Origin of the sequence: Bacteroides sp. 3_1_13 (assembly GCF_001185845.1) — a bacterium.
Lineage (GTDB): Bacteria > Bacteroidota > Bacteroidia > Bacteroidales > Bacteroidaceae > Bacteroides > Bacteroides xylanisolvens.
The window spans coordinates 42,117-68,430 of sequence record NZ_KQ236957.1 but is presented as its reverse complement, the minus strand read 5'-3'; the positions used below and the strand labels follow the sequence as shown (position 1 = coordinate 68,430).

The 26,314-nt window shown below is 44.7% G+C and carries 21 protein-coding genes and 2 pseudogenes; 16 read left to right on the top strand and 7 right to left on the bottom strand.

Going from position 1 to position 26,314, the window contains the following annotated elements; translation table 11 throughout:
- Positions 1-80: 80 nt before the first annotated feature.
- The 11 genes from HMPREF9009_RS22705 (at position 81) to HMPREF9009_RS22655 (ending at position 15,725) form a co-directional block, all read left to right on the top strand.
- Positions 81-761, top strand: coding sequence for a hypothetical protein (locus tag HMPREF9009_RS22705; RefSeq protein ID WP_049703457.1), 681 nt, complete (start codon positions 81-83; stop codon positions 759-761).
- Positions 762-801: 40 nt separating this feature from the next.
- Positions 802-2,676 carry an alpha-L-fucosidase gene (locus HMPREF9009_RS22700; RefSeq protein WP_049703456.1) on the top strand — a complete coding sequence of 625 codons (1,875 nt, stop codon included), beginning with the start codon at positions 802-804 and terminating at the stop codon, positions 2,674-2,676.
- 103 nt (positions 2,677-2,779) lie between these two features.
- On the top strand, positions 2,780-3,094 hold the full coding sequence (locus HMPREF9009_RS22695; protein ID WP_049703455.1) for a nucleotidyltransferase domain-containing protein: 315 nt from the start codon (positions 2,780-2,782) through the stop codon (positions 3,092-3,094).
- A complete protein-coding gene (locus tag HMPREF9009_RS22690) occupies positions 3,091-3,504 on the top strand; it encodes a HEPN domain-containing protein (protein ID WP_049703454.1) in 414 nt (137 codons plus the stop codon). The genes HMPREF9009_RS22695 and HMPREF9009_RS22690 overlap by 4 nt, the downstream gene beginning before the upstream one ends.
- Positions 3,505-4,208: 704 nt before the next feature.
- Entirely contained in the window at positions 4,209-5,081 is an 873-nt protein-coding gene (locus HMPREF9009_RS22685) for an electron transfer flavoprotein subunit beta/FixA family protein (protein WP_004314244.1), read from the top strand.
- 2 nt (positions 5,082-5,083) lie between these two features.
- A complete protein-coding gene (locus HMPREF9009_RS22680) occupies positions 5,084-6,103 on the top strand; it encodes an electron transfer flavoprotein subunit alpha/FixB family protein (protein ID WP_049703453.1) in 1,020 nt (339 codons plus the stop codon).
- Between the two features lie 6 nt (positions 6,104-6,109).
- Positions 6,110-7,816, top strand: a complete 1,707-nt coding sequence (locus HMPREF9009_RS22675) for an acyl-CoA dehydrogenase family protein (protein WP_007748504.1) — start codon at positions 6,110-6,112, stop codon at positions 7,814-7,816.
- Between the two features lie 151 nt (positions 7,817-7,967).
- Positions 7,968-9,722 (top strand): rhomboid family intramembrane serine protease, encoded by a 1,755-nt coding sequence (locus tag HMPREF9009_RS22670; protein ID WP_049703452.1) that lies wholly within the window; start codon positions 7,968-7,970, stop codon positions 9,720-9,722.
- Between the two features lie 7 nt (positions 9,723-9,729).
- Positions 9,730-10,149 (top strand): hypothetical protein, encoded by a 420-nt coding sequence (locus HMPREF9009_RS22665; RefSeq protein WP_004314240.1) that lies wholly within the window; start codon positions 9,730-9,732, stop codon positions 10,147-10,149.
- A 37-nt stretch (positions 10,150-10,186) separates the two neighbouring features.
- A complete protein-coding gene (locus HMPREF9009_RS22660) occupies positions 10,187-15,247 on the top strand; it encodes a DUF4132 domain-containing protein (protein ID WP_049703451.1) in 5,061 nt (1,686 codons plus the stop codon).
- A 7-nt stretch (positions 15,248-15,254) separates the two neighbouring features.
- The gene (locus HMPREF9009_RS22655) at positions 15,255-15,725 is read left to right on the top strand and encodes a GAF domain-containing protein (protein WP_022275904.1); all 471 of its coding nucleotides are present in this window, start codon (positions 15,255-15,257) and stop codon (positions 15,723-15,725) included.
- Positions 15,726-15,837: 112 nt separating this feature from the next.
- Here HMPREF9009_RS22655 and HMPREF9009_RS22650 read toward each other — a convergent pair whose 3' ends face one another.
- From HMPREF9009_RS22650 to HMPREF9009_RS22620, 6 genes are all read right to left on the bottom strand, one after another.
- Complete coding sequence (locus tag HMPREF9009_RS22650; RefSeq protein ID WP_008025905.1) at positions 15,838-16,152, bottom strand: chaperone modulator CbpM; 315 nt, start codon at positions 16,150-16,152, stop codon at positions 15,838-15,840.
- Between the two features lie 14 nt (positions 16,153-16,166).
- Positions 16,167-17,132, bottom strand: a complete 966-nt coding sequence (locus HMPREF9009_RS22645) for a DnaJ C-terminal domain-containing protein (protein WP_007748510.1) — start codon at positions 17,130-17,132, stop codon at positions 16,167-16,169.
- A gap of 94 nt (positions 17,133-17,226) precedes the next feature.
- Positions 17,227-18,930: a phosphoethanolamine transferase gene (locus HMPREF9009_RS22640; protein WP_049703450.1), complete on the bottom strand. Its 1,704-nt coding sequence runs from the start codon at positions 18,928-18,930 to the stop codon at positions 17,227-17,229.
- Positions 18,917-20,116, bottom strand: coding sequence for a BamA/TamA family outer membrane protein (locus tag HMPREF9009_RS22635; RefSeq protein ID WP_049703449.1), 1,200 nt, complete (start codon positions 20,114-20,116; stop codon positions 18,917-18,919). The genes HMPREF9009_RS22640 and HMPREF9009_RS22635 overlap by 14 nt, the downstream gene beginning before the upstream one ends.
- 89 nt (positions 20,117-20,205) lie before the next feature.
- Positions 20,206-21,219, bottom strand: a complete 1,014-nt coding sequence (locus tag HMPREF9009_RS22630) for a threonine aldolase family protein (RefSeq protein WP_049703448.1) — start codon at positions 21,217-21,219, stop codon at positions 20,206-20,208.
- Positions 21,220-21,390: 171 nt separating this feature from the next.
- On the bottom strand, positions 21,391-21,609 hold the full coding sequence (locus HMPREF9009_RS22620; protein ID WP_004313999.1) for a winged helix-turn-helix domain-containing protein: 219 nt from the start codon (positions 21,607-21,609) through the stop codon (positions 21,391-21,393).
- A gap of 134 nt (positions 21,610-21,743) precedes the next feature.
- Between HMPREF9009_RS22620 and HMPREF9009_RS26455 the strand changes: the two are divergent.
- A pseudogene (locus HMPREF9009_RS26455) lies at positions 21,744-22,742 on the top strand (thiamine pyrophosphate-binding protein); the annotation flags it as partial.
- A gap of 235 nt (positions 22,743-22,977) precedes the next feature.
- Here the strand turns inward: HMPREF9009_RS26455 and HMPREF9009_RS26450 are convergent.
- A pseudogene (locus HMPREF9009_RS26450) lies at positions 22,978-23,046 on the bottom strand (hypothetical protein); the annotation flags it as partial.
- On the opposite strand from HMPREF9009_RS26450, the gene HMPREF9009_RS26445 reads away from it, so the two are divergent.
- The 4 genes from HMPREF9009_RS26445 to HMPREF9009_RS22600 all read left to right on the top strand — a co-directional run bounded on the left by HMPREF9009_RS26445 (position 23,046) and on the right by HMPREF9009_RS22600 (position 26,100).
- On the top strand, positions 23,046-23,585 hold the full coding sequence (locus HMPREF9009_RS26445) for a thiamine pyrophosphate-dependent enzyme (RefSeq protein ID WP_284515549.1): 540 nt from the start codon (positions 23,046-23,048) through the stop codon (positions 23,583-23,585). The pseudogene HMPREF9009_RS26450 and the gene HMPREF9009_RS26445 overlap by 1 nt on opposite strands.
- 155 nt (positions 23,586-23,740) lie before the next feature.
- Complete coding sequence (locus HMPREF9009_RS22610; protein WP_049703446.1) at positions 23,741-24,658, top strand: DUF2157 domain-containing protein; 918 nt, start codon at positions 23,741-23,743, stop codon at positions 24,656-24,658.
- Positions 24,642-25,616, top strand: a complete 975-nt coding sequence (locus tag HMPREF9009_RS22605; RefSeq protein WP_049703445.1) for a DUF4401 domain-containing protein — start codon at positions 24,642-24,644, stop codon at positions 25,614-25,616. The genes HMPREF9009_RS22610 and HMPREF9009_RS22605 overlap by 17 nt, the downstream gene beginning before the upstream one ends.
- A complete protein-coding gene (locus tag HMPREF9009_RS22600; RefSeq protein ID WP_049703444.1) occupies positions 25,603-26,100 on the top strand; it encodes a GDYXXLXY domain-containing protein in 498 nt (165 codons plus the stop codon). Before HMPREF9009_RS22605 ends, HMPREF9009_RS22600 begins: the two co-directional genes overlap by 14 nt.
- Positions 26,101-26,314: the final 214 nt, after the last annotated feature.

Here is a 26,314-nt window from a genome sequence, read left to right as displayed (position 1 = left end):
GACAGAACATAATTAGTCAGTTACGATTCATGCATTTTTTGTATCTTTGGCATCTGTAAATGAAAGGAACAATCGATAAAATGAAAAAACAAATCATACTTATTGCTATCTTATTATGTACAGCCTTTGCACAGGCACAAGAAGTTTTTGTAACCGCAGATTTTGTAAGTAGCTACATCTGGCGTGGTATAGAAAACGGCAATGCAAGTGTACAACCCTCGCTCGGCCTCAACTGGAAAGGATTGACCGTCTATGCATGGGGTTCCACCGAATTTCGCAAAAAGAATAATGAAATAGACTTGTCACTGGAGTACGAATACAAAAACCTGACTCTCTACGCCAACAACTATTTTACCCAAACAGAAGAAGAACCTTTCAAATACTTCAATTACAGTTCACATTCCACGGGACATACTTTTGAAGTAGGAGCCGGATATGTGCTTAGTGAGAAATTCCCATTGTCAGTCAGCTGGTACACCACCTTTGCCGGAAACGACTATCGTGAAAACGGAAAACGTGCCTGGTCCAGCTATTGCGAATTGAGTTATCCGTTCAGCGTGAAAGATGTAAACATGAGCGTCGAAGCAGGTTTTACCCCTTGGGAGAGTATGTACTCCGACAAATTCAATGTAGTCAATATCGGATTATCCGCAACGAAAGAAATCAAAATAACGTCCAACTTCTCTCTGCCCATATTCGGAAAGCTAATAGCCAACCCCTATGAAGAGCAACTTTATTTTGTATTCGGAATTACGTTGTAGATGATTCTTACACTCAATTATTAACTAATAAATTACCCCCATGAAAAAACACATTCTTATTTTCGGAGCAGGCCTCCTTCTATTAAGTGCCTGTAATTCGGTCAAAGCACCGGAAGCTATCTTGCCCATTCCCGAAGCCAAGCAGGTAGAATGGCAAAAAATGGAAACATACGCTTTCGTACACTTCGGACTTAACACATTCAACGACCGCGAATGGGGATACGGTGATTCCGATCCTAAAACATTCAATCCTACCCGACTGGATTGCGAGCAATGGGTACAAACCTTTGTGAAATCCGGCATGAAAGGAGTGATCCTGACAGCCAAACATCACGACGGGTTCTGCCTGTGGCCTACTCAACTAACAGAATATTGTATCCGCAACACCCCGTATAAGGACGGAAAAGGCGACATCGTTCGCGAACTATCGGATGCCTGCAAGAAGTACGGCATTAAATTCGCAGTTTATCTGTCTCCCTGGGACAGGCATCAAGCCAATTATGGTTCTCCCGAATACGTAGACTACTTCTATAAACAACTCAACGAGTTATTAACCAACTATGGTGATGTTTTTGAAATCTGGTTTGACGGTGCCAATGGCGGAGACGGCTGGTATGGCGGAGCAAAAGACAGCCGTACTATCGACCGCAAAACTTATTACGATTATCCGCGAGCCTATAAATTGATCGACGAGTTGCAACCACAAGCTGTTATCTTCTCGGATGGAGGTCCGGGCTGCCGTTGGGTAGGTAACGAAAACGGATTTGCAGGAGCTACCAACTGGTCTTTTCTCCGTGCCGGAGAAGTTTATCCAGGTTACCCCAAATATCGTGAATTGCAATATGGCCATGCCGACGGCAACCAATGGGTAGCCGCAGAATGTGATGTATCCATCCGTCCGGGATGGTTCTATCATCCGGAAGAAGACGACCGTGTGAAAACAGCAGATGCATTGACCGATCTGTATTACCGTAGCGTAGGTCATAACGCAACATTGTTACTCAACTTCCCGGTCGATCGTGACGGACTGATTCATCCGACAGACTCTGCCAACGCCGTAAACTTCCACCAGAACGTACAAAAGCAACTGGCACACAACCTATTGGCCGGACTTTCCCCCAAAGCATCGGACGAACGGGGAAAAACATTCTCTGCAAAAGCGGTGACCGATGGTGAGTATGATACTTATTGGGCTACCAATGACGGTGTCAACTCTGCCACAATCGAATTTGACCTGCCTCAAACGGAAAAGATTAACCGCATGATGTTACAGGAATATATACCTCTGGGGCAACGTGTCAAATCATTCGTTGTAGAATACAACCAGGAAGGCGAATGGCTTCCGGTAAAATTGAATGAAGAGACGACCACTATCGGATATAAACGCCTTCTTCGTTTCGAAACAGTCACCACAGATAAGATTCGTGTCCGTTTTACAGATTCGCGAGCTTGCCTCTGTATCAATAACATAGAAGCCTATTATGCAGGAGAGACTTCCGATACATATACTGCAAAAGCAGAAGAGTTGAAGAGTTATCCGTTCACGCTCACCGGAGTAGATGCGGAGGAAGCACAGAAATGTATGGATAAAAACAATCAGACCACCTGCTTCATCAACGGAAATACATTATTGATTGATTTGGGAGAGGAACGCACAATCACCTCCTTCCATTATCTCCCCGACCAGAGTGAATATAATAAAGGAATAATCAGCTCTTATGAAATCTCTGTCGGCACGGATAGTAATGCTGTCAATCAGGTAGTAGCCAAAGATGAATTTTCCAATATAAAGAATAATCCGATTCTGCAATCGGTTTACTTTACTCCGGTCAACGCCCGCTATGTCCAACTGAAAGCAACACGGATGATACATGACGGGGAGCCAATAGGATTGGCCGAAATCGGTATACAATAAAATAAGTAACTGCCATTTTAACACTTAAAGAGAATAAATAGCTGTATCTCTTGACTTCTCGAATAATTTATATAACTTTGTTCGTAAATAAAAAGCAATAAATATGAAACGTCCACAAATTGTAGAACGAATACGGAAGGCTTTAACACAGGTGGCACCGGAAGCTCAAGCCATTTTATATGGTAGTGAGGCACGTGGGGATGCCCGTCCTGATAGCGATATTGATTTATTGATATTGGTTGACGGTAATAAATTGACCGTCAAAGAAGAAGACCGTATCATCACTCCGCTCTACGATATAGAAATAGAAACGGGAGTGCAAATAAATGCACGTGTCTTGCTGAAAAAGATTTGGGAAAACCGTCCTTTTCAGACACCTTTTGCTATGAATGTAATGAAAGAGGGGATCGTACTATGAAAGAACAATTAAACAGGGAAAATATTGAGGCACTGTCAGCTTACCGTTTTCTACGTGCTAAAGAAACGCTGAAAGAAATACCCTATCTAAAACAACAAGGCTATTATAATACGGCTGTAAACCGTCTTTATTATGCCTGTTATTATGCAGCAGTCGCTCTGCTTATTAAACACGAGATAAATCCTGGTACCCATGCAGGTGTCAAACAGATGATAGGATTGCATTTCGTCGCTACCGGTCGTATGTCACGTGAATTGGGACGTTGTTTTTCCCTACTTTTCGAACGTCGGCATAGTAGTGATTATGATGATTTTGCCTATTCAAGCGAGGAAGAAATAGACGAATTGATGCCTAAAGCAACTGACTTTATTGGAGCCATCGAAGTTCTGCTGAAGGAGTCAAACGCTTGAGTCATGTTATCATCACTCTTACGCTCATCTTCCAGGAAGCAAGCATCTCATCTGACAAATACCCGCATTTCATATGCATTTCCCTTATTGTTTATGTGTCTTTGCTTAATAGTTATCAAGGGCTCACCTGTGTGAACAAACAGGCTATCAGTTGTAAACAAATATATCCACATACGTAAACAGCTTTGTTCACATGGGTGAGCCCTTGCAAAGCATTAGAGCTTAACAAAAGAACTACTAAGCATTAACGCATAAATACCTAAGAGAATACATAACAAGAATAGTTACTTTAAAACCAACATAAAGTGATGCCAATATTATTTTGGGTGAGGGTAAAAAGTTACCCTCACCTACCCTCACCTTTACCCTCACACCTACAACCCCGATGAATAAATGGATTGAGCCAGAGGGTGAGGGTGTGAGGGTAAAAGTATCACCAACTTAATAGGAGGAAGAATGAAAGGTTTATGGATGCACATTAATTATAAGTAATTAAAGAGGAACCCTGAATTAAATCTATAAAAACCCTCCTATTTTGCTCAAAATTCTTAAACCTGTGCATTTTTTACTCGGATTTCTTGTCAGAACCAAGTGTTTGAGTAAATTTGCACGCTGATAGTTAACCGGATAGTTTGGATAGCAAGAGATTACTACTTGACTACTGGCTGCTAACTTGTAGAAATACTAATACTAAAATTTATAGCATGAGTTTGAAAATTGTTGTATTGGCAAAACAAGTTCCCGACACACGTAACGTTGGGAAAGATGCCATGAAAGCCGACGGAACGATTAACCGTGCGGCACTCCCCGCCATCTTCAACCCCGAAGACCTGAATGCTCTCGAGCAAGCTCTCCGATTGAAAGATGCTCATCCAGGCTCTACCGTAACCGTTCTGACAATGGGACCGGGACGGGCAGCCGACATTATTCGTGAAGGACTTTTCCGTGGTGCAGATAACGGTTACTTATTAACTGACCGTGCTTTCGCTGGTGCAGACACACTGGCTACGTCTTACGCACTTGCCACTGCCATCCGCAAAATCGGTGAGTATGACATTATTATCGGTGGCCGTCAGGCAATCGACGGTGACACGGCACAGGTAGGTCCGCAGGTAGCAGAAAAGCTGGGATTGACGCAAATCACATACGCAGAAGAAATTCTGGAAGTAGGCGATGGTAAGATTAAGGTGAAACGTCACATCGACGGTGGTGTTGAAACTGTAGAAGGCCCGCTGCCTATCGTGATTACTGTCAACGGTTCTGCAGCTCCTTGCCGTCCGCGTAATGCTAAATTGGTTCAGAAATACAAGCATGCCAAGACTGTGACTGAAAAACAGCAAGGCAATCTTGATTATACCGACCTGTATGACAAGCGCGATTATCTGAATCTGGCAGAATGGAGCGTAGCCGACGTAAACGGTGACCTCGCACAATGCGGTCTGTCCGGTTCGCCGACAAAAGTGAAAGCCATCCAGAACATCGTGTTCCAGGCTAAAGAGAGCAAAACCATCAGCGGCAGCGACCGTGACGTGGAAGACCTGATTGTTGAACTATTAGCTAACCACACCATCGGATAATCATGAATAACTTATTTGTATATTGCGAAATAGAAGAAGGTAACGTTTTAGACGTTAGCCTCGAACTTCTGACCAAAGGTCGTTCGTTAGCCAACCAGTTGAACTGTCAGCTCGAAGCAGTGGTTGCCGGAACCGGCCTCAAAAATATTGAAAAACAAATCCTTCCTTACGGAGTAGACAAACTTCACGTTTTCGACGGCGAAAGACTTTACCCTTATACTTCACTTCCTCACACAGCTATCCTGGTGAACCTTTTCAAAGAAGAGCAGCCACAAATCTGTCTGATGGGTGCTACTGTAATCGGTCGTGACCTCGGTCCGCGCGTTTCTTCTGCTTTGACCAGCGGATTGACTGCCGACTGTACTTCACTTGAAATCGGTGACCACGAAGACAAGAAAGAAGGCAAGACTTACAAGAACCTGTTGTATCAGATCCGTCCGGCTTTCGGCGGTAACATCGTTGCTACGATTGTGAACCCGGAACACCGCCCGCAGATGGCAACCGTTCGCGAAGGCGTGATGAAGAAAGAAATCCTCTCTCCGACTTATCAGGGAGAAGTGATCCGTCACGATGTGAAAAAGTACGTAGCTGATACGGACTATGTAGTGAAGGTAATCGAACGCCACGTAGAAAAGGCAAAGAACAACCTGAAAGGTTCTCCGATTATCGTAGCCGGCGGATACGGTGTAGGCTCGAAAGAGAACTTCGACCTGTTGTTCGACCTCGCCAAAGAACTTCACGCAGAAGTAGGTGCCAGCCGTGCTGCTGTTGACGCAGGTTTTGCAGATCACGACCGCCAAATCGGTCAGACCGGTGTTACGGTTCGTCCGAAGCTTTACATCGCTTGCGGTATCTCCGGACAGATTCAACATATTGCCGGTATGCAGGAAAGCGGTATCATCATCTCCATCAACAACGATCCGGAGGCTCCTATCAATACGATTGCAGATTATGTAATCAACGGAACAATCGAAGAAGTTGTACCGAAGATGATTAAGTATTATAAACAAAATAGCAAGTAAGGAAAGATGGCTAATTATTATACAGACATACCGGAACTCAAGTTTCACTTGAACAATCCGATGATGAAACGTATTTGCGAACTCAAAGAACGCAATTACAGAGATAAAGATGAATTCGATTATGCTCCGCTGGACTTCGAAGATGCTGTAGACTCTTATGACAAAGTGTTGGAGATTACCGGAGAAATCACAGGAGAAATCATTGCCCCTAACGCAGAAGGTGTAGACGAAGAAGGTCCTCACTGTGCCAATGGTCGCGTAGAATATGCATCAGGAACCAAACAGAACCTGGACGCAATGGTAAAAGCCGGCTTGAACGGTATGACCATGCCACGTAAGTTCGGCGGTCTGAACTTCCCGATCACCCCGTACACCATGTGTGCAGAAATCGTGGCTGCTGCCGACGCAGGTTTCGGAAACATCTGGTCATTGCAGGACTGTATCGAAACTCTTTATGAGTTTGGCAATCCCGACCAACACAGCCGCTTTATCCCACGCATCTGCCAAGGTGAAACGATGTCAATGGACTTGACAGAACCGGATGCCGGTTCCGACCTTCAATCTGTTATGCTGAAAGCTACTTACAGCGAAAAAGACGGATGCTGGTTACTGAACGGTGTGAAACGTTTCATCACAAATGGTGACGCGGATATTCACCTCGTACTGGCACGTTCGGAAGAAGGAACGAGAGACGGCCGTGGTTTGTCTATGTTCATCTATGACAAGCGTCAGGGTGGCGTGAACGTACGTCGTATCGAAAACAAACTCGGTATCCACGGTTCTCCTACCTGCGAATTGGTATATAAGAATGCAAAAGCTGAACTTTGCGGTGACCGCAAACTCGGTTTGATTAAATACGTAATGGCTCTAATGAACGGTGCCCGTCTGGGTATTGCCGCACAATCTGTAGGATTGAGCCAGGCAGCTTACAATGAAGGTTTGGCATACGCTAAAGACCGTAAGCAGTTCGGAAAAGCAATTATCGAATTCCCGGCTGTATATGACATGCTGGCTATCATGAAAGGCAAACTGGATGCCGGACGTGCTTTACTGTATCAAACATCTCGCTACGTAGACATCTACAAAGCATTGGATGACATCGCCCGCGAACGTAAACTGACTCCGGAAGAACGCCAGGAACAAAAGAAATATGCTAAATTAGCAGACAGCTTTACTCCGCTGGCTAAAGGTATGAACTCTGAATATGCGAACCAAAACGCTTACGACTGTATTCAGATTCACGGCGGTTCAGGTTTCATGATGGAATATGCTTGCCAACGTATCTATCGCGACGCACGTATCACCAGCATCTACGAAGGAACTACCCAGTTGCAGACAGTAGCCGCTATCCGTTACGTAACCAATGGTTCGTACATCGCTACCATCCGCGAGTTCGAAACCATTCCTTGCTCACCGGAAATGGAACCGCTGATGTCTCGTCTGAAAAAGATGGCTGACAAATTCGAAGCAAGCACCAATGCAGTGAAAGAAGTACAAGACCAGGAATTGCTTGACTTCACCGCTCGCAAACTGGTGGAAATGGCTGCTGACATTATCATGTGTCACCTGCTGATTCAAGATGCCAGCAAGGCTTCCGAACTGTTCTCCAAATCTGCACATGTATATTTGAACTATGCAGAAGCGGAAGTAGAAAAGCACTCAAACTTCATCGAAAACTTCGATAAAGAAGACTTGGCATTCTACAAAAAGTAATAAATACTCTATCAAATCTCATAAAAGCATCCCTTCTTAGGAAGTGGATGCTTTTTTATTTGTCACATTCTATTATTTTTCATTATTATTCTATACATTTGTCAGTGAGATAAGTAATTTTTAATCGACGACTCTATATAAGAATAGAAATATGGCACTCAAACCTTCATATAACGACCAACTGCATTTACCGGGTTTATCAAAAACAGAAATCCTTATACTAGCTCTCGAAGCTTCGCAAAAGCTGGAGTGGAATATCGAGGAAGTGACTCCGGAAGGAGCACGATTCGAAGTCCCGTTCAATATGTATTCTCATGGAGAGGAAATAACCTTCACCATAGAACCGGGAAGCGACGGAGAAGTAGCTGTGCGCAGCCAATCCTCTTCCGTACAATTTGTAGACTATGGAAAGAACAGAAAAAATATACAAAAGCTACGCGAGACGATGGAAGAAATAAAAACATCCCTTACCCCGGAAGAGCTAACCCAAAAGGCAAAAGATTTCGAGGAAGAGTGTAACCGTCCGCTCACAGAAGAAGAGAAAGCCTATCTGGAAGAAGAAAAGAAAAGGAACTCTTTCTGGTCGTTCTTTATTCCCCGCAAAGGTTTTATGGCAACACCTATCCTGATAGACCTCAACCTCCTTGTATTTATTGTGATGATTGCATCCGGAGTGGGAATTATGTCTCCTTCCACCTTATCACTGCTGAAATGGGGAGCCGACTTCGGACCGCTGACCCTTACAGGCGACTGGTGGCGTGCAGTGACCTGCAACTTCATACACATCGGTGCTTTTCATCTCCTGATGAATATGTATGCCTTCATGTATGTAGGTCTTCTACTGGAAGATCTGATAGGAAGCCGTCGGATGTTCATGTCCTATTTACTGACCGGACTATGTTCGGCAGTATTCAGTCTTTATATGCACGGCGAGACAATCAGTGCCGGAGCCTCCGGAGCTATCTTCGGACTTTACGGTATATTCCTCGCCTTCCTGTTCTTCCATCGCATCGCAAAGGAACAACGGAAAGCGTTATTGACCAGTATCCTTATTTTTGTCGGTTACAATCTGGTTTATGGCATGAAAGCCGGGATTGATAACGCTGCACATATCGGCGGGTTATTAAGCGGTTTCCTACTGGGAATCATCTATGTATGCAGCTATAAATTTGAAAAAGCCGATGCGCAACGCACCGTTTCAATCCTTGGGGAGCTTGGTATCTTTTGTATTTTCCTGTTCAGCTTCTTGATGCTTTGCAAGAACGTTCCCCCTCTTTATCAGGACATACGCGGCGAATGGGAAAGCGGTATTGTAGAAGCCTATCTGAATGGTGAACTGGAAGAAGAAAACGAAAATGGTAACCAATCAGGCAGGGAGACTGCCAACAGTTCTTCTACCAGTCAATATCCTCCATACGTTCCGGTAGGCAATAACGATACATGGCTTTCTTATTACGATGCAGAAACAAATTTCAGTTGCCAGTATCCTACCAACTGGAGGAAAATAACAGGAGCGAAAGGATTGACTCCCAGCGCAGAACCTCCGTTGCTTAGGCTCGTCAACGGCGCCAACCAACTGACGATTACCGCTCTGACCTACGATACACAAAAAGAGTTTGAACATATCAAGAAGTTATCGCTCACTCTCCCGCGAAATGCACAAGGAGAACCAGCGGAAGACTATAAGCAGAGCAATGTCAACATCAACGGGCTATCCATGACAAGAACTACAAACCCTCTGCACATCGGAGCTCCTGATGAACCGGGAGAAGACATACAACAAATTGTATTACACTATTTCCAAGAAAGCAAGAAGCGAACTTTTACCATTGTTATGCTTGTCTATGACGAAGAAGCCGAAACCGATCTGAATGCTATTACATCAAGTATTCAGATCACCCAATAAAGAGAATATGAGAGTATATGTCCAAGTCAAACAGTTAGGAAAGCGAAAGTGCAATATCGAAAAGATTCCTGTCGATTTTCCTGTTCCGCCTGTCGATGTACAGGGGTTGATTGAAGCCATCGTCAGTTGGCAAGTCTGTGAATATAATGAACGCTTGCAACAAAGCGAAGTACTGAAATACCTCACACAGGAAGAAGTGGAAAATAAAGCAACTTCCGGCAAGGTTGGGTTTGCAGTAAACTATAACGGCAAACCTGCCGCAGAAGTAGAAGCAATCACCAACGCCCTGCAATCTTACGAGGACGGAATTTTCCGTATCTTCATTGACGATACGGAAACTGAAGACTTATCCTCTCCCACCGGACTCAAAGAAGAATCTACCATCACCTTCATCCGATTGGCTATGCTGTCGGGAAGACTTTGGTAATCATTTTCTTATAAACACACTTAAAACGAAAATAATCATGAGACTCATTTATAATGACGCATTAAACAAACGGATTGCTCCGTACCTGGAAAGGTTAACGAAAAAGAGAACCAGTTTAGACAAAGAGACAATGACACTGTTGGATGTATTTATGCAATACTTCAACATGGATACCCGGTATGGCACATACAGCGATAAACTAGAGCCTTGCATCATACATATTATTCAGGAAGAGAAGATAAAGAGTGTTGCCAATCTTTTCGACGGAAAGTTGAATAAAGTGCTCCGTTATCTATTGGGAGACGAATATGCCAACCTGTTCCACACCTATCTGAAGCTCAAAGCACGGTGTCCGTACACTCATGGATATTCGCGCCGGTCACAGCGGTCGGCGAATCCTCTTCTGCATTTCAGCCACATCATAGATGCGCTGACGGAATTTCTAAAACTACGTGCCACCGGATTCAGCGAACAAGCCATACTGAACGGAGGAAACACTCCGGAAGAAATAGAAACATACAAGGATGCGATGAACTGCCAAAACTGGATGGCCGCCCAAATAGCAGAAGGCAACCAGACTGTCATTGAATACCTTAACAACGTATTGACCAGCGAGAATAATGCCAACCGCCTCAATCAGGGACATCTCCAGGCTATCGCCGTGAGCGGTTACCGCCCGTTGCTGGAACTGGAAGGGAAGTTACTGCTGGCAGCCAAACTGCAGGAAGGTCTCCGTCAAGCTATCGTGGAAACGATGGACGAAGGATGCCCCGAAAGTTATCTCCATCTGTTCTCGGTGATCTGCGACAACGGCCTGCAACGATTTGCCTCCGTGAAACGCGGCATTGCAGTCTGTACGGGTATCGGAGAACAAGACAGCAGCGAGCGTATCACCAACAAATATGTGGAACTGATCCGCCGTTTTCTGAACGACCGGGAAGAAGCACGCAAAGCCCTCCAAAGCAAAGATACGGTCGAACTTTATCTGGCTCTATGGAGTATCGGATTCTATAATACGGAAGAAATCCAGGCACTCGTTCCGGGAATAATTAAAGACGGTGCCAAATATCAGGTGCAGACCTTACTTTACTTTTTACGCTGTACGCAATACTCCGGCATGAACCACCGTATCAGTAAAGATGCTTTTGAAAAATGGTATAACGAACCGTCGGTGGTGGCGGCTATCCTACCGTTGTATCTATCCGGGCTCTATCTTAGCCGGTACGGAGGACATAAGGACGCCCCGTCACTCCATGATTATTTTGATAGCAAAGAAGAAGCGATCCGTCATTATGACTATCTGAAGAACGTCTATCAGTCCATCTCTGCCAAAGAGATTTATTCTCCATACGTATTCCCCTGGGAAAGTGCAGAGCTCACCCGTTCGGAAATCGTTCTCAAGATGGCGTATATCACCTGGATGACCAACGACTCTGCATTGAAAGACGATCTTTGCACCTCTCTGCCTTCTTTGGATACCTATATGCGGGCAGGCTATATCGGTGTCGTATTAAATCCCCCGACCAGCCATTTACAGGAAGAATATGTGCTGCAATCACTGGGCGACCGTTCGCAGGACGTTCGTGACGAAGCCTACAAAGTCTTGTCCGAGATGACCTTGTCGCCCGAACAGAATCAGAAAGTAGAAGAGTTGCTGCGCTTCAAATATAGTGAGATGCGTATCAACGCCATCAATCTATTGATGAAACAGCCGAAAGAACAATTGTCCGGCAGTATCCGCCGCTTACTAACAGACAAGGTTGCTGAACGCCGCCTGGCCGGATTGGATATGATGAAGACTATTCACAATATAGAATTCCTGCAAGATACCTATCAGGAACTAATCCCTGCCGTCAAAGAAATTCAGAAACCGAACGCGAAAGAAAAAGTGTTGATAGAATCTCTGATCGGCGACGGAACGGAAAAGAACACCGCACAGCACTATACCAAAGATAACGGCTTCGGTCTGTACGACCCGGCTCTTGAAGTCAATCTGCCGGAGATTACCCAGGATAAAGGATTCAACGTGAAAAAAGCATTCGAATTCATTTGTTTCGGAAGGGCTAAACTTGTATTTAAAAAACTAAGCAAATACATCGAAATCTATAAGAATGAAGAGTTCAAGAATGGGTACGGAGAAGCACGCCTGGTAGGCAACAGTGTCCTGATAAACTGGAGTAACTACGGAGGATTGAGCGGACTCGGTTTCCCGGAACTGTGGAAGGCCTTCTACGAAGAAGAAATCGGAAGCTATGACAAATTACTGATGATGAGTTTCATGCTTGCATCGACAGGTGCCCCAAAAGACGATGACGACTACGATGAAGAGGATGAAGAAGACATCAAGGCAGACCAAAAATCAAGCAACACTTTCGAGCCGCTTGTTAACCGGATGTATGCCGGCATCACTTACCGCGGATTGCAGAAGGAACTCCGCAAGATGCCGTACTACGAACAGATGAGTGATATTATCGAAGCATTGTCATACGAGTATAAAGACGAAGCAGTCTACCAACGATTGGCTGTCAATATGCTGCTCCAACTGTTGCCTTTGCTGAATACTAAAAACATTTTCCGCCAGTACACCAACAAGCATGCATGGCTTCGGGACAAACTGGAATATGGAGAAAAGGAGATCGTTTACCCGATACACAACAACAAGTTCGTGAATTTCTGGCTTGAAATGCCTCAAAAGCCCATGAGTGATGATCTGTTTATCCGCTACTTCACGGTGCGCTATCAACTTTACAAGCTCACCAACTACATGGAACACACCCCCGAACTGGAAGAAACAGATTCTTACCTTCATGCCACGGACTTCGCCCGTGCATGGATGCTCGGAATCATCCCGACAGAAGAAGTATACCGCGAAATGATGGGACGCATCAGCTCGCCCGCCCAGATCAAGGCAATTACCACGGTATTGAACGACAACGTTCGTTTCAATAAGGAAAAAGAAAGATACGCCGACATCAAAAACGTCGATTTCTCTCTCTTCCGTTCTCTTGCACAGAAGATAGTAGACCGGATTCTTGAAATCGAACTGAAACGGGGAGACTCCGAGACACAAGTCACCAACCTTGCAGAGGAATTAAGTTATATTTATGGAGCGGACACATTTATCCACATTCTGCAAGCATTCGGCAAAGATACGTTCATACGCGACAGCTACAACTGGGGCAGTACCAAACGAGGTGTATTGAGTAGCTTGCTCCATGCTTGCCATCCCCTACCGACAGATACCAGCGAAAATCTGAAGAAACTGGCGAAGCAAGCCGAAATCAGTGACGAACGACTGGTAGAAGCCGCCATGTTCGCTCCGCAATGGATTGAACTGACCGAAAAGGCAATAGGCTGGAAAGGACTGACAAGTGCCGCCTATTATTTCCACGCCCATACCAATGAAACATGTGACGACAAGAAAAAAGCAATCATCGCCCGCTACACCCCTATCGACGTGGAAGACTTGCGGGAAGGTGCTTTTGATATCGACTGGTTCAGGGATGCATTTAAGACAATTGGCAAACGACGCTTCGAAGTGGTCTACAATGCCGCCAAATATATCTCATGCAGCAATAGCCATACCCGTGCCCGCAAGTTTGCCGATGCCACCAACGGTGCAGTGAAGGCGGCAGATGTAAAGAAAGAAATAGTTGCCAAACGCAACAAAGACTTATTGATGAGCTACGGCCTCATCCCATTGGGACGGAAACCGGACAAAGAACTGCTGGATCGTTATCAATACCTGCAAAAGTTCCTGAAAGAGAGTAAGGAGTTCGGTGCTCAAAGGCAGGAAAGCGAAAAGAAAGCGGTAAACATCGCCCTGCAAAATCTGGCGCGTAACTCCGGCTACGGAGACGTTACCCGTCTGACCTGGAGCATGGAAACGGAACTAATCAAAGAACTTCTCCCCTACCTGTCTCCCAAAGAGATAGACGGCGTAGAAGTGTATGTGCAAATCAATGAGGAAGGCAAATCGGAGATTAAACAAATCAAAGACGGCAAAGAGCTCAACAGTATGCCTGCCAAACTGAAAAAGCATCCGTATATAGAAGAACTGAAAGCGGTACACAAAAAGCTGAAAGACCAGTATACCCGCTCCCGCGTGATGCTGGAACAGGCGATGGAAGACTGTACCCGTTTTGAAGAAAACGAATTGCGCAAGTTGATGCAGAACCCTGTCATCTGGCCATTGTTGAGACATCTTGTCTTTATCTGTAACGGACAGACGGGCTTCTACACCGACGGATTGCTGGTGACTGTGAATGCCGTTTGCCTACCGTTAAAACCGAAAGACGAGTTACGCATCGCCCATCCCACAGACTTGTACGCAAGCGGTGACTGGCACGCTTATCAGAAATTCCTGTTCGACAAAGCAATCCGCCAGCCTTTCAAACAGGTGTTCCGTGAGCTCTATGTTCCGACTCCGGAAGAAGTGGAAGCCACTCAATCCCGCCGTTACGCCGGCAATCAGATCCAACCGCAGAAAACGGTTGCCGTACTGAAAGGCCGTCGCTGGGTAGCCGACTACGAAGACGGTCTCCAAAAGATCTATTACAAAGAGAACATCATCGCCACCATCTATGCGATGGCAGACTGGTTCTCTCCTGCCGACATCGAAGCTCCGACGTTAGAATATGTCTGCTTCCACAACCGCAAGGACTACAAGCTGATGAAAATCTCGGAGATTCCTCCTGTCATCTTCTCGGAAGTGATGAGAGACGTAGACTTGGCAGTAAGTATAGCCCATGCCGGAAGCGTCGATCCGGAAACCAGCCACTCTACCATCGAGATGCGCAGCGTGCTGGTGGAACTGACAATGCCGTTGTTCCATTTCAAGAACGTGACGATAAAAGGAAGTTTCGCTCACATCGAAGGCAAACTGGGTAAGTACAATATCCATCTGGGCAGCGGCGTGATCCATCAGGAAGGCGGCGCGCAGATTGCCGTTCTTCCGGTACATTCGCAAAATCGCGGACGCCTGTTCCTGCCTTTTGTAGATGAAGATCCGAAGACAGCCGAGATACTGACTAAGATTATCTTCTTTGCAGAAGACGATAAGATAAAAGACCCGAGCATCCTGAACCAAATTAAATAGAAAAGAGATGGCAGAGAATTTAATCATCGGCACAGGAAATAAGGAAGAGAAATACCGGGAGTTACTTCCGCAACTACACGCTCTGGTAAGTACGGAAACGGATCTCATAGCTAACCTTGCCAACGTTGCAGCGGCGCTCAAACAGACTTTCGGTTTCTTTTGGGTAGGCTTTTACCTTGTGAAAGAGGATGAACTCGTACTGGGTCCGTTTCAGGGTCCCATTGCCTGCACCCGCATCCGCCTCGGCAGAGGAGTTTGCGGCACAGCCTGGAAAGAGGCCCGGACACTGATTGTTCCTGACGTAGAACAGTTTCCCGGACACATTGCCTGTAGTTCGGACTCGAAATCGGAAATAGTAGTACCGATCCTCCAACAGGGTGAAGTCATTGGAGTGCTGGATATTGACAGTGATGAACTGGATAGTTTCGACACCATCGACGCACGCTATCTGGAAGAGATTTGTACGTATATTGGATAAGTTGACAACCATGCAAACGTCCTGAAAAAACAGAGGCTCTGATTGAGTGAATCAGAGCCTCTGTTTACTATAAATAGAGCCTCTGTTCGGATCAAACAGAGGCTCTATTTTTTTACCAGTCCATATCTTCTATTTCCCGTTCCCGGTACAGCAGAAGTTGTTTGCGAAGCGAACTCATTTCGCGTCTCATATCTTCCATCTTTTCCAGTAAATGATGAATGGCATCGATACCTTCCATATTGATGGATAAGTCGTAGTACATTCTGCTGTAACGCTCCACGTTCGGGAGTTCCGACAAAAGCAGATAATGTTCGCCGCCTTCGGTATGTACGTTAATCAAACCGCCCTCTTCCAACAGGTCGATGAATGAAGGCTCAATATGACATTTGTGACAGTATTCACTGACAATAATTAATTCGGTCTGCATAGTGCTCATTCATTTTAGTTCATACTCTGTAATTGACGGAACAACTCTTTCTGTTTGTCGGTCAAGTTCGTAGGAATCTTGACGGAATAGGTCACAATCAAGTCACCGAATTGTCCTTCCTTCTTATAAACCGGGAATCCTTTACCTTTCAGTCGGACTTTCGTACCGTTCTGCGTTTCCGGTTTTATCTTCAGTTTCACTTTACCGTCCAGCGTATCGATCACTTTCTCACCTCCCAATACAGCAGAGTAAAGGTCTACTTCCACATCTACGTACAGGTCGTCGCCCAGGCGTTTGAACACCGGGTCTTCGGCTATCACGAACGTAATGTACAAGTCGCCCGCAGGTCCTCCGTTGACACCTTCGGCTCCGTAGCCCTTCAGTTTGATTACCTGTCCGTCGGCTACACCGGCAGGGATGGTGATACGCACTTGTTTACCATTTACGGTCAATATCTGCTTATGCGTTTGAGCAGCATCACGAAGGGAAAGATGAAGTTCGGCATTAAAGTCCTGTCCGCGGAATCCCGCAGAGCCTTGTCCTCTTCCTCCCCGATGTCCGAACATGGATTCGAAGAAATCTGAAAATCCACTGGCATTGCCACCGGAAAATCCCTCTCCATCGGAACTATACCAATAACTTCCGTTACCGTCGGAGAAACCTTGACCTGCACCGCCGAATCCGCCGAAACCTCCCGCACCGCCATAGCCTCCGGCTTGCTGCTGTGCACGTTTCTGCGCTTCGAATTCATCGGCATGTTTCCAATGTTCTCCGTACTCATCATACTTTTTACGTTTCTCTGGATCACTTAGTACTTCATTGGCTTCATTGATTTCCTGAAACTTATCCTTTGCACTCGGGTCATTAGGATTCAAGTCAGGATGATACTTTCGGGCCAACTTACGAAAAGCCTTTTTGATATCATTCTGCGAAGCACTTTTGTCTACTCCAAGAATCTTGTAATAATCTATATAGGCCATGTTTTATGAATTTAATCGTTCATACATCATACGGCAAATAACACGCCAATCACGCTTTTGGATGCAAAAATTAACAAGGATTAATACCTAACACTTAATACTTGATATTCCTCTTTTCCAGCATCTGGAAGTCTTGCTTCTTCATACCCAAATCATCCAGCGGACGGGGTTCGTTGTGGTCGTTCAGATAAACTCTCGGTTTTAGGATGTAGTGCGGAGCCGTTACAGATTGCGAATCATCCCGGTAAGGAGTTTCTATTCCGGCCAAAGACAACATGGTCGGGAAGAAAGAGCTGCTGGAAGAAATATTCTTATCCTTATTATCCACAGCATTTTTCCAATGTTCGGGATAGGTTTCAAGGTAGTTGTCGGACATCCAGATGAGGAACGGCACGTGAAGTTGATAATAAGAAGGTACGGGAGAAGCGTGGAGGAACAAATGGCGGGAATCGTCGAAAATATCCTCACCATGATCGGAAGTGTAGAGCATGGCGGCATCTATCTGCTGTTTTTCCAACATGTGGATAAGGCGTGACAAGAAACCGTCCGTATAACGGATGGAGTTGTCATAGGCATTGACCAGGTTATCCCGGTATTTTCTTTCTGCTTCCATCGGATAATCGGGCGTAAAGAAAGCACTTTCCGACGGGTAACGTTCGCGGTAATTAAAGTGAGAACCGTAGGTGTGGAGCACAATAAATTGTTTCGTCGCACCTTTAGCCAGTTCCTGCTCCACCAATTTCAGAAGTTCGTCGTCAGAAGGATTATAGGAGGAACTGACAGAATCTTCTTTTATAAAATCGTACGTATCGGCTTCCATTCCGAAGAAGTCAATAAACGAATGGTTGTAACGTTGGTTGGAGAAAAAGGCTGTCCGGAAACCTGCCTCTTTGAAAGCGGTGACGATTCCTTTCTGATGATAGATAGAATCATAGTTGCAAGCGGTAGCGTCCGACATCAACATGGGGACACTTTTATGTGTCGTATTCGACTCTGTCAGTACTTTCGGGAAAGCAATCAGACCCGGTTGCCGGGATAAAAGAGGGTTCGTTTCACGTTCGTAACCATACAATTGCCAGTTCAGGGCACGGGAGGTTTCTCCTACGACCATTACGTATACTTCCCGTTTCTCTTTCGGATGCGTAGGCAGGGCATGGAAAGTAAAGTCCTTCGAAGTACGGTGATAATTCTGCGTCAAGGCGGTTCGTTGGAAGGCTAGACCTACGTTATAACACACGTTCAGCGGATATAAATCGGACTTCAACTCATATCCCGGATCCTGCATATATGCTCCGACAAGGCTAAGGAGGGAGATTCCAAAGACTATGGAGGCTCTCTTCCGTTCTCTGCGGATAAATTCTGCCGTGAGTTTCCGCTTGCGTACAATTGAAATGGTCCCTAATATCAAAGCAGGTACATAGAGTACGATGACAGCAATAATGGCAGGTGTGAGGTTATCAAGCAATTCGAGGGCTTCACTCGAATTGGTAGTCACCAAGTTCAAAAACATATCGACAGCGATAATGGACTGGCCGAACAAATAAAGCAATACAATCTGAAAGGCTCCGAAAAACAGGAACAGGAATAAAATCCAAAGCATCTTGCCACAGTTTCTCGACAAAGTCATCAACAGATAATAGCAGCCGAAAGGCAAAAGCACATTACACACCTTTGCCATCAACGGTAAAGGCTCTGTCAAACAGAGCACAAGGTTGGGTACTATCAAGATGAAGAGGAACAGATAAAACAAATGTTCCTGATTCTCTAACCAATTCTTTATATTCTTAAAAAGCTTCATTGATATTAAAAATAAATCCGGTCTGGTGTTTGCCAAACCCTAAATCCAAACGTACATTTACTCTCTTCTTAAACTCCCAACGATAACCGAAACCATAATTAGGCAGAATATGTTTCGGAGTAAACTCGGAGAGTCGTGGAAAAATCGTTCCCGCTCCTGCCCATACTGCCACTCCATTCCGTTTCCAGACGTGTTGCCGGAGTTCTATTTGCGCATCCATTGCTCCTTTGTCCCGATAGCGTCCTTCGTAATATCCGCGCATGGAGTAAGAGCTTCCCAACGTTGCCATCAATCCCCACGGGGTATCGCCATAGGTAAGCAATGTGTGGAATTGTCCTGCCAGCACTCCGCCTTTCCATACCGGCTGATAATAACTGGTAGTCAGTTCTGTACTGCTAAACGCATATTTATTGCCGAGAAAAGCCGGGCTGAATCGCTGGTCTATCCGCAAGTAATAGCCGTGAGATGCATTTGTCAGGAAATCACGTGAATCGTAAAGGAGGGAAAGTCCCAGGCTGGTATTGGTGGTCCGTGCCGCCATTCCTTCCCATAGTTCCGGTTTATCAAAGTTCCGCCCGTCGATATAATCGAATATGGCCATCGGGCCGATGTAGAAGTTCTTTGCCAGCCGGAACATAAAATCGACTTTCACCTGTGCTTGAAAACGTTTATAGTCGCTTTCATTATCAGAGTTGGCTCCATTGTCATATCCCCGTCCCCAATACAGGCTGGGGAAAGAATAGAAATAGAGATTGTAATTCAAGCGGTATTTGTCTTGCGGAAACAGATGGTTCCCACGGATTCCCAACAGATAGAAGCCGACCGTCGACACATCTCCGTAAAGAGAGACATTGGAGGGAGGAAGAAGCGAATCGTTCCGATCGGTGCGATATAATCCGGCTGCCACCAGTCCGAGTCCGAACTTGGTGTCACTGGAATAGTGGGGACCGCCTATCACACTGAAATCAAACTTTTTATTCTTTTTTTCCTTATTGGCGTCATTGAAGTAATCAAGAAACTTTTTAAAGAAGCTGCGCTTTGCCGGAACAGAATCTTCCATGGTTGCAGATACAGAATCCTCCGGCAGTTCAATTTTAGTAGAATGCAGCTGTGCGCCCAACGGGGTTTGTGTCAACAACAAAAGCGCGAATATGATTAGCCTGTTCTGTCTAGTATTCATAATCATAAGAAGTAGAAAACTTTGCGGACAAAGTTAGTTTCAAACTTCTTATTACAACAGAGTTTCAGAGGCTTTTGTTGTCCTGAATTTCCTTTTTAACGTTTCAAAAGTCCTATAAACTCGTCCACATCTTCTTCTGTCGTATCAAAAGAAGTTACCAAGCGGATTTCATCCTTCTCTTCGTTCCAGAAATAAAAGAAATAAGACTCCAGCATCCGGTCGATAACCGGGCGGGGCAGGATGAGGAATAGTTGGTTGCTCTCGGCTTTTTGAGTAAAAGTGACTTCGGGCAGTTTCTCTAATTCCGCACGAAGTTTGGCAGCCATCGCATTGGCGTGGCTGGCATTCTTCAGCCAAAGGTCGTCAGTGAGGTATGCCGTAAACTGGCAAGAGAGGTAACGCATCTTCGAAGCGAGCTGGGCGGATTGCTTACGGATGAAACGGGCTTCCGGTTGCAGGTCTTTATTAAATACAATCACGCACTCTCCCATCATCAGTCCGTTCTTCGTTCCGCCGAAACTAAGAATATCGACTCCACAATCCACCGTCAGTTCTTTAAGGGAAAGATTCAGGGCGGCACAGGCATTGGCTATTCTGGCTCCGTCCATGTGTACATACATACCATTCAGATGGGCAAAGTCAGTCAGGCGTTTCAACTCTTCGGGAGTGTAGATGGTGCCAAGTTCCGTACATTGGGAGATGTAGAGAGCTCTAGGTTGCGAATGGTGTTGGTCGCCGAAACCGTGCAGGTAAGGTTGCATCAATTCCGGGGTAAGTTTACCGTCAGGAGTAGCAATCGGGCGAATCTGACAACCTGTCATTTTCACAGGAGAGCCACACTCATCGACATAGATATGAGCAGTTTCCGCACAAAAGATAGAATGATACGGGCGGGTCATCAGTTGCAATGCTACCACATTGCTGCCTGTTCCGTTGAATACAAACAAAGGGACACAGTTCGGGGTGAAGGTTTCTTTAATCTTCTCTACGGCTTCTTCCGTCCATTTGTCATCGCCATATCCTAAAGAATGGTCTATATTGGCCCGGTTCAAGGCTTCCATTACCAACGGATGCACACCGGAATTATTGTCAGAGGCAAAACTTCTCATTGTTTCTTGCATTTTAATTCGTGGTGCAAAGTAACAGAATTATTTCCGGAAATCAATTGAAAGGAAGATACATTAAAAGGAAAAAGGATAAAAAACGGGAATCTCCGAAGGGCTGACCGGGCTGTCATCCCTCCGGAGATTCTGCTGTTTTCGTTAAAGTGCCAAATTCTTTTAGCCAATATAAACATTCACACAGAGATATACATAGAGTTCTTCATCACACTGATCGAACTCAATCTTGTTCTCTCTTGACAACCACCCTAAAGCGGCACCCAGCTCTTTATCTTTCAACCCGGATTTTCTCTTCAGAAGTCCGTAGCTCCACTTTTCGTTATTGCTAAGCAGTTGCCAAACCTTACCGGCATTTACACCGATTTCATTTCTATTCATTTTTCTAGAGTAATTAAGAGGTTTAATACATTAGGTTAAGATTTCGCCTATAAAGATAACAAAAGGATATTGCATTTGTTTATACGTCTTTACTAAAAAGTTGTTACAGAATTATTTTTAACATAAAAGCGGTGATGTGTCCCGACACAAAGGCGTTATTAGCATATGTTAAATTAGAACTTTTCCTTGCAGACATCTGTTATTACATAAAAATCAATCCTAAACCAATTACAGCTATGGCAAAAAAAATAGCAGAACAACTGATAGATACTTTGGTTAAATCCGGAGTTGAACGCATTTACGCCGTAACAGGCGACAGTCTGAATGAGGTAAACGAAGCAGTCAGAAAAAACGATCAAATAAAATGGATACATGTGCGCCATGAAGAGACAGGAGCGTATGCCGCTGCTGCAGAAGCACAACTGACCGGCCGTCCGGGATGCTGCGCGGGAAGTAGCGGACCGGGACACGTTCATCTTATCAACGGTTTGTATGACGCGCACCGTTCCGGGGCACCGGTAATCGCCATCGCTTCTACGATTCCTACCGGAGAATTCGGTACGGAATATTTTCAGGAGACGAATACAATCAAACTTTTTAACGATTGCAGTTATTATAATGAAGTAGCCACTACTCCCAAACAATTTCCACGTATGCTCCAATCGGCCATACAAACGGCTGTCACCCGTAAAGGGGTGTCCGTCATCGGGCTACCGGGAGACTTGGCAAAGGCTTCTGCCGTTGCTGTCGACTCGTCGGTCCGGAACTATCCTGCCCCACCGGAAGTTTGCCCGTCGGAAGAAGATTTGGCTCAATTAGCCGACTTGTTAAACAAACATACACGTATCACTCTTTTCTGTGGCATCGGTTGCCGGGGAGCTCACGAGGAAGTAATCGCGCTTTCCGAGAAACTGAATGCTCCGGTGGTATATACTTTCAAAGGAAAGATGGAGGTGCAATATGAGAATCCGTATGAAGTGGGTATGACGGGATTGTTGGGAATGCCTTCGGGATATTACAGTATGCATGAAGCTGAAGTGCTTCTCATGCTCGGCACTGACTTTCCATATTCTGCTTTCCTGCCGGATGACATCAAGATAGCCCAGATTGATATAAAGCCCGAACGTCTGGGACGTCGTGCAAAGGTGGATATCGGACTTTGTGGAGACGTCAAACTTAGCATCCAGTCTTTATTGCGTATGCTGAATCCGAAAACGGATGATTCTTTCTTACTGAAACAACTCAAAAGATACGAGGGAGTAAAGAAGGATTTGGCCGCTTACACAGAAGATAAAGGGGACGTAAATAAGATTCATCCCGAATATGTGATGTCTGAAATAGACAAACTAAGTTCGGACGATGCTGTGTTTACGGTAGATACGGGAATGACTTGTGTATGGGGAGCACGTTATCTGCAAGCAACGGGCAAACGCCACATGCTGGGTTCCTTCAATCATGGTTCGATGGCAAATGCGTTGCCGCAAGCTATCGGTGCCGCGTTGGCTTATCCCGATCGTCAGGTAGTTGCGCTTTGCGGAGATGGAGGATTATCGATGACTTTAGGAGACTTGGAAACCGTTGTACAATATAAGTTGCCGATTAAAATCATCGTATTCAACAACCGTTCATTGGGAATGGTGAAGTTGGAAATGGAAGTAGACGGACTGCCGGACTGGCAAACGAACATGTTGAATCCTGACTTCGCCCAAGTGGCCGAAGCAATGGGAATGACCGGATTTAATGTCAGCGATCCGGAAGAAGTGTTGACTACTTTATTGAATGCATTCGAACTGGACGGTCCGGTACTTGTTAATATCATGACCGATCCGAACGCACTGGCCATGCCTCCCAAAATAGAATTCGGGCAAATGGTGGGCTTCGCGCAGTCAATGTATAAGTTGTTAATCAACGGCCGTTCACAAGAAGTGATTGATACGATCAATTCTAACTTTAAACATATACGGGAGGTATTTTAAGTTATTCTATTTTTAATATTTTCATTACCTCTCTCAAAGTATGACTTGCTATTATTGTCTATTACAATAAGGTAAGTCATACCTTTTTATAGTCTATCTTGAGGTGATAATCATTTTATTTTCTTATGTTTGTAATCATCAAAAAGTAAAAACACATGGAAAAGACCGACTCTTCGCCTTTATCCCGACAAGCACTGTACGCTGATAAAAAACAATGGAATCAATTCCTTTCTGTTTTTTTATTGGCAGTGGGCGTTGGTTTTACAGTGGCAGGCATTATCTTCTTTTTTGCCTACAACTGGGATGAATTACCTAAATTTGCAAAGTTAGGAATAGTAGAGGTGTTATTAATAGCTTCTGTCCTGCTCGCTACATTCACCCGTTGGAATAAGCTCGTCAAACAGATTCTCCTGACTGGAGCTACCTTCCTGATAGGTACGCTTTTCGCTGTTTTCGGACAAATCTACCAAACGGGAGCCGATGCTTACGATCTTTTCCTGGGATGGACTCTTTTCATCATTCTCTGGGCGGTTGCTATCCGTTTCGCTCCGTTATGGCTGACGTTCATCGGATTACTTTGCACTACGATATGGTTGTACAATATACAGATAGCCAGTGCCAACTCTTGGGAAATGACTTTGTTGGCCAATGCAGTAACCTGGATATGTGCCTTGGCAACGATCATCACGGAAGGAATGAGCGTAAAAGGTCATTTGAACAGTAACAATCGTTGGTTTGTCAGTCTTCTTTCACTGGCTACCATCATACACACCAGTTTTCTGTTAATGATGGCAATTTGCGAAGAGAACGCTATATTGTCTGTTCCCCTCATAAGCACCGTCCTTCTATTTTCTGCGGGACTTTGGTATGGATGGAAAGTAAAAAGCCTGTTCTATCTGGCTATCATTCCGTTTGCCGCATTAATGATTCTATTGACTACATTCATATCACAAAGCAATCTTAGGGATGTTCAGATATTCTTCTACGGAGGAGTTATTGTCATCACCGGAACAACTTTGCTCATTTACATCATTCTTCATCTAAAAAAGCAATGGTATGGCACAGAAGCATAACCTCACTATTCAAGTCGTATCCATTATCGGAGGAATCCTGACGGCTATTTTCTTTTTGGGATTTCTGGCACTTGCCAGAATCCTCCGCTCCGATCTTTCTTGCCTGATTGCCGGAAGTATATTGATTCTCACTACGCTAACAATCAGCCGCATGGTGGTCCGGTCTTTTCTGGATGCAATGAATATCACTTTATACATAGCCGGATGTGTTTTGATTGGCTTCGGTATAAATGCCAGCATTAATCTCCTCTTCATTACACTTATAGGAATCAGTATTCTCACATTCTTGCTATCAAGAGGGTTTATCCTCCCCTTTCTTTCAGTCATTCTGTTTAATATATCTTTTTTCGGAGAAGCTGCCCATGTCTTTTCTTCATTTTATCCTTTGCAAATAGCCGTAGTCCCTATCCTTGGAGTGTTTCTATTTACCAACATCTTTGAAAACAAGTTGTTTGAGTGTATAGGAACAGAGAATTACCTTTCCAAATACAAACCATTTCATTTCGGATTATTCGTATCCGGTATCGTCTCACTGGGAGGATTATCAATCAATTACCTGATATCAGAAACAAATAGTTGGCTTGTGTCCTGCATACTGTCTGTTTGTATATGGATCGGAATTCTTATCATGGTTCAACGAATCATGCAGGTCATGAAAGTGGATCATCCGGTGAATCAGGTTGGTATCTACATTCTTTGCATTGTTATCTGTCTGCCCACCGTGTTTGCTCCTTATTTATCCGGTAGTTTGTTACTGATTTTAATATGTTTCCATTATGGTTACAAAGCGGAGTGTGCTGCCTCGCTCCTTCTCTTTATCTATGCTGTTTCCAAATACTATTATGATTTGAATTTGAGCCTGCTTACCAAATCCATAACGCTTTTCTTCATCGGAATTGCATGTATTGCAGCCTGGTATTTCTTCACTCAAAAAAGAACAAGACATGAAAAAGTATAGCCGAATATTGATTATCGCAAACCTGATACTGCTATTGGGGTATTTCAACTGGTCGGTTTATCAGAAAGAGCAAACCTTGAAAGACGGACAGTTGGTTTTGTTACAGCTAGCCCCCGTCGATCCTCGCTCTCTTATGCAAGGAGACTATATGAGACTTAACTACAAAGAAGCCTCATCAAATCTGCCAGATGAGCAAACCGACACACACGGTTATGCCATACTCCGAACGGACAGTAATCAGGTAGGAGAAATTGTACGATTACAAAATACGTTGGAACCTGTAAACGACAATGAGCTAGTCATCAAATATAAAATAATAAATAGACGCCTCTTCCTCGGCGCCGAATCTTTCTTCTTTGAAGAAGGACAGGATACTCTTTATCAAAAAGCTGTATATGGCGGACTGAAAGTAGATGATAAAGGACAAAGTTTACTCGTGGGATTGTATGATGAGGACTTTCATCTTATTCAATCCGATAAATAAAGACTAATAAGAAAACCCGGACTTTCGCAAGCCCGGGTTTTCTATATTCTCAAAACGTCTCCTTAATCTATAGGGAAATAAGGGACTAGCAAATTGGTTTCTAGTGCAAATAAGGAGACGTTATGAAATAAAGAAAAGGGATACCTGTGGGAAATAAGGGAGGTATCCCTTTCTATAAGAAGAACAGAATTGGAAGGATTGACTTTCACAAGCC